4 protein-coding genes are annotated in these 2,886 nt (G+C 73.4%); 2 read left to right on the top strand and 2 right to left on the bottom strand.

What is annotated here, in order from left to right:
- The first annotated feature begins 118 nt into the window (after nucleotides 1-118).
- Both ACFU99_RS39680 and ACFU99_RS39675 read left to right on the top strand, forming a co-directional pair.
- Nucleotides 119-811, top strand: a complete 693-nt coding sequence (locus ACFU99_RS39680; protein WP_384402401.1) for a spherulation-specific family 4 protein — start codon at nucleotides 119-121, stop codon at nucleotides 809-811.
- A gap of 2 nt (nucleotides 812-813) precedes the next feature.
- Nucleotides 814-1,614: an endo alpha-1,4 polygalactosaminidase gene (locus ACFU99_RS39675; RefSeq protein ID WP_384402404.1), complete on the top strand. Its 801-nt coding sequence runs from the start codon at nucleotides 814-816 to the stop codon at nucleotides 1,612-1,614.
- Between the two features lie 38 nt (nucleotides 1,615-1,652).
- On the opposite strand, the gene ACFU99_RS39670 is transcribed toward ACFU99_RS39675, so the two are convergent.
- Complete coding sequence (locus ACFU99_RS39670) at nucleotides 1,653-2,429, bottom strand: enoyl-CoA hydratase (RefSeq protein WP_384402398.1); 777 nt, start codon at nucleotides 2,427-2,429, stop codon at nucleotides 1,653-1,655.
- On the bottom strand, nucleotides 2,426-2,886 hold a 461-nt coding region (locus ACFU99_RS39665; protein ID WP_384402395.1), incomplete at its 5' end, for an enoyl-CoA hydratase/isomerase family protein. The genes ACFU99_RS39665 and ACFU99_RS39670, both read right to left, overlap by 4 nt.

Here is a 2,886-nt window from a genome sequence, read left to right as displayed (position 1 = left end):
GGCAGCAGGCCGACATCTCCACCGCGCGGGCCGCCCTCGACTGGGCGCCCCGGCACACCCTCGACGACTCCCTCGCCGACCTCTGGGCGGCGCACACCCGCAGCGCGGAGCCCGCGCGATGACGGGGCCCGCGTGCGATACGGGCCGGCGGCTGCTCGTACCGCTGTACGTCCACCCGGCCGTCGACCCCCAGGCGTGGACCGCGCTGGTCCGGGCCGCGACCCGGCTCGACGGCGTGATCCTCAACGCCGCCGACGGCCCCGGCACCCGGCCCGACCCCGCCTTCGCCGTCGCCGCCACCCGGCTGCGCTGCGCGGGCGTGCCGCTCCTCGGCTACGTCGACACCGGATACGGCCGCCGCCCGCTGCGCGCCGTCGTCGCCGACATCCGCCGCCACCGCAAGTGGTACGGCGTCGACGGGGTCTTCCTCGACCAGACCGCGGCGCAGGCCGCGCTGGTGCCCCGCTACCGCCGGCTCGCCGCCGCCGCCCGGCTGCTGGGCGCGCGCCGCACCGTGCTCAACCCCGGCACGTACCCCGACCCGGGCTACGCCGAGATCGCCGACCTCCTCGTCACCTTCGAGGGCGACTGGGCCACCTACCAGCGCGCCGAAGTGCCCGCCTGGGCACACGGCCACCCGCCGCGGCGCTTCTGCCACCTCGTCTACGCCGTGCCGCACGGCCGCGCCGACGACGTGGCCCGCACCGCCGAACGGCGCGGCGCCGCCGTGCACTACGCGGTGCCCGGAGCGGGCGCCAACCCCTGGCAGACCGCGCCGCCCGCGACCGCCACGCGAAAGGAACACTGGTGACCATGCGACGCGCCCGCGCGGCGCTGCTCGTCCTGCTCGCCCTGGTCCTGGCGGGCTGCGCCCAGACCGGCCTGCCCGCCTCGCACGAGTCCGCGCCCGCCAGGAGCCGCTGGCAGCCCAAGCCCGGCACCGCCTGGCAGTGGCAGCTCGACGGGCGCGTCGACACTTCCGTACGCGTCCCCGTCTACGACATCGACGGCTTCGAGAACAGCGCGCGGACCGTCGCCGCCCTGCACGCCCGCGGCGCCAAGGTCATCTGCTACCTCAACGTCGGCGCCTGGGAGAGCTTCCGGCCCGACCACGGCAAGTTCCCCAAGAAGCTGCTCGGCTCCAACAACGGCTGGGGCGGCGAGCGGTGGCTGGACATCCGCCGACCCGACAAGCTCCGGCCCGTCATGGCAGCCCGCATGGACATGTGCCGCAAGAAGGGGTTCGACGCGGTGGAGCCCGACCTCACCGAGGCGTACCGCAACCGCACCGGATTCACCGTCACCGCCGCCCAGCAGCTCGCCTACAACCGCATGATCGCGAAGCTCGCCCACGACCGCGGCCTCTCCGTCGGGCTCAAGAACGACCTCGACCAGATCCCGCAGCTGGTCGGCGACTTCGACTTCGCCGTGAACGAGGAGTGCGCGCAGTTCGGCGAGTGCGCGGAACTGCGGCCGTTCATCGAGCACGGCAAAGCCGTCTTCCACGTCGAATACAAGCTGGAGCCGGGCGAGTTCTGCGCGAAGACCAAGCGGCTGGGGCTCAGCTCCATGCAGAAGCGGCTGAAGCTGGACGCCTGGCGGCGCCCCTGCTGACCTCGATTCCCGACCTCCGGTCGTCCGGTCGTCCGGTGTCAGCGGTGCTTGAAGGACGGCGGGCGCTTCTCCATGAACGCGGCCATGCCCTCCTTCTGGTCGGCGGTCGCGAACGTCGCGTGGAACAGGCGGCGTTCGAACCGCACGCCCTCGGCGAGGGTGGTCTCGAAGGCCCGGTTCACGCTCTCCTTGACCATCATGGTGACGGGCGCGGACATCTCGGCGACGGCCGCCGCCGTGGCGAGCGCCTCGGTGCGCAGCTCGTCCGCGGGGACCACCCGCGAGACCAGCCCCGCCCGCTCGGCCTCGTCCGCGTCCATCGTCCGGCCGGTCAGGCACAGCTCCATCGCCTTGGCCTTGCCGACGGCGCGGGTCAGCCGCTGCGACCCGCCGATGCCGGGGATGACGCCCAGCTTGATCTCGGGCTGGCCGAACCGGGCGGTGTCGGCGGCCAGCAGGATGTCGCAGAGCATCGCCAGCTCGCAGCCGCCGCCCAGCGCGTACCCCGACACCGCGGCGACCGTCGGCTTGCGGAGCTGCCCCAGCCGGTCCCAGGCCGCGAACCAGTCGCTGAGATAGACGTCCATATAGTCGTTGGGCCGCATCTCCTTGATGTCGGCGCCGGCCGCGAACGCCTTCCGCGACCCGGTGATCACGACGCACCCGATGTCCGGGTCGCGGTCGAGGGCGGTCGCGGCGTCGATGACCTCCTCCATGAGCCGCAGGTTGAGGGCGTTCAGCGCCTCGGGCCGGTTGAGGGTGATGACGCCGACGCGGCCCTCGCGGTCGAGCAGGATGGTCTCGTAGTCGCTCATCGGCTGTGCGTCCCTTCGACGGTGTTGTCTGCTTCTGGGGCCGGACCGGGACCGAGCCCGAGCCCGAGCCCGAGCCCGAGTTCGCCGTCGCCGAGCGGCGCGAAGAACCGGGCCACGTCCTCCTCGGTGACCGCCTCCAGCGTCGCCGGCGACCAGCGCGGCCGCCGGTCCTTGTCGATCACCTGGGCGCGGATGCCCTCGATAAGGTCCGGCCCGCCGAACGCCGCGCACGAGACGCGGAACTCCTGGTCGAGCACCGGTCGCAGCGCCCCCAGGGCGCGGGCGCCGCGCAGCGCGCGCAGGGTCACCTTCAGGGCGGTCGGCGACTTCCCCATGATCTGCTCGGCGGCCTCCTTGGCGGCCGCGACCCCGGTGTCCGAGAGGCGCGCGACGATCTCCTCGACCGTCTCGGCCGCGTAGCAGGCGTCGATCCACTCCCGCCACTCCTCGAACACGC

The organism is Streptomyces sp. NPDC057654 (genome assembly GCF_042800135.1).
Lineage (GTDB): Bacteria > Actinomycetota > Actinomycetes > Streptomycetales > Streptomycetaceae > Streptomyces.
The sequence above is the reverse complement of the archived record's forward strand: the minus strand, read 5'-3'. Positions and strand labels throughout refer to the sequence as shown.

What these genes read in the sequence shown, in the direction of transcription:
- ACFU99_RS39680 (WP_384402401.1), top strand. Translation starts at nt 119, where the DNA reads ATGACGGGGCCCGCGTGCGATACGGGCCGGCGGCTGCTCGTACCGCTG.
- ACFU99_RS39675 (WP_384402404.1), top strand. Translation starts at nt 814, where the DNA reads ATGCGACGCGCCCGCGCGGCGCTGCTCGTCCTGCTCGCCCTGGTCCTG.
- ACFU99_RS39670 (WP_384402398.1), bottom strand. Translation starts at nt 2,429, where the DNA reads ATGAGCGACTACGAGACCATCCTGCTCGACCGCGAGGGCCGCGTCGGC.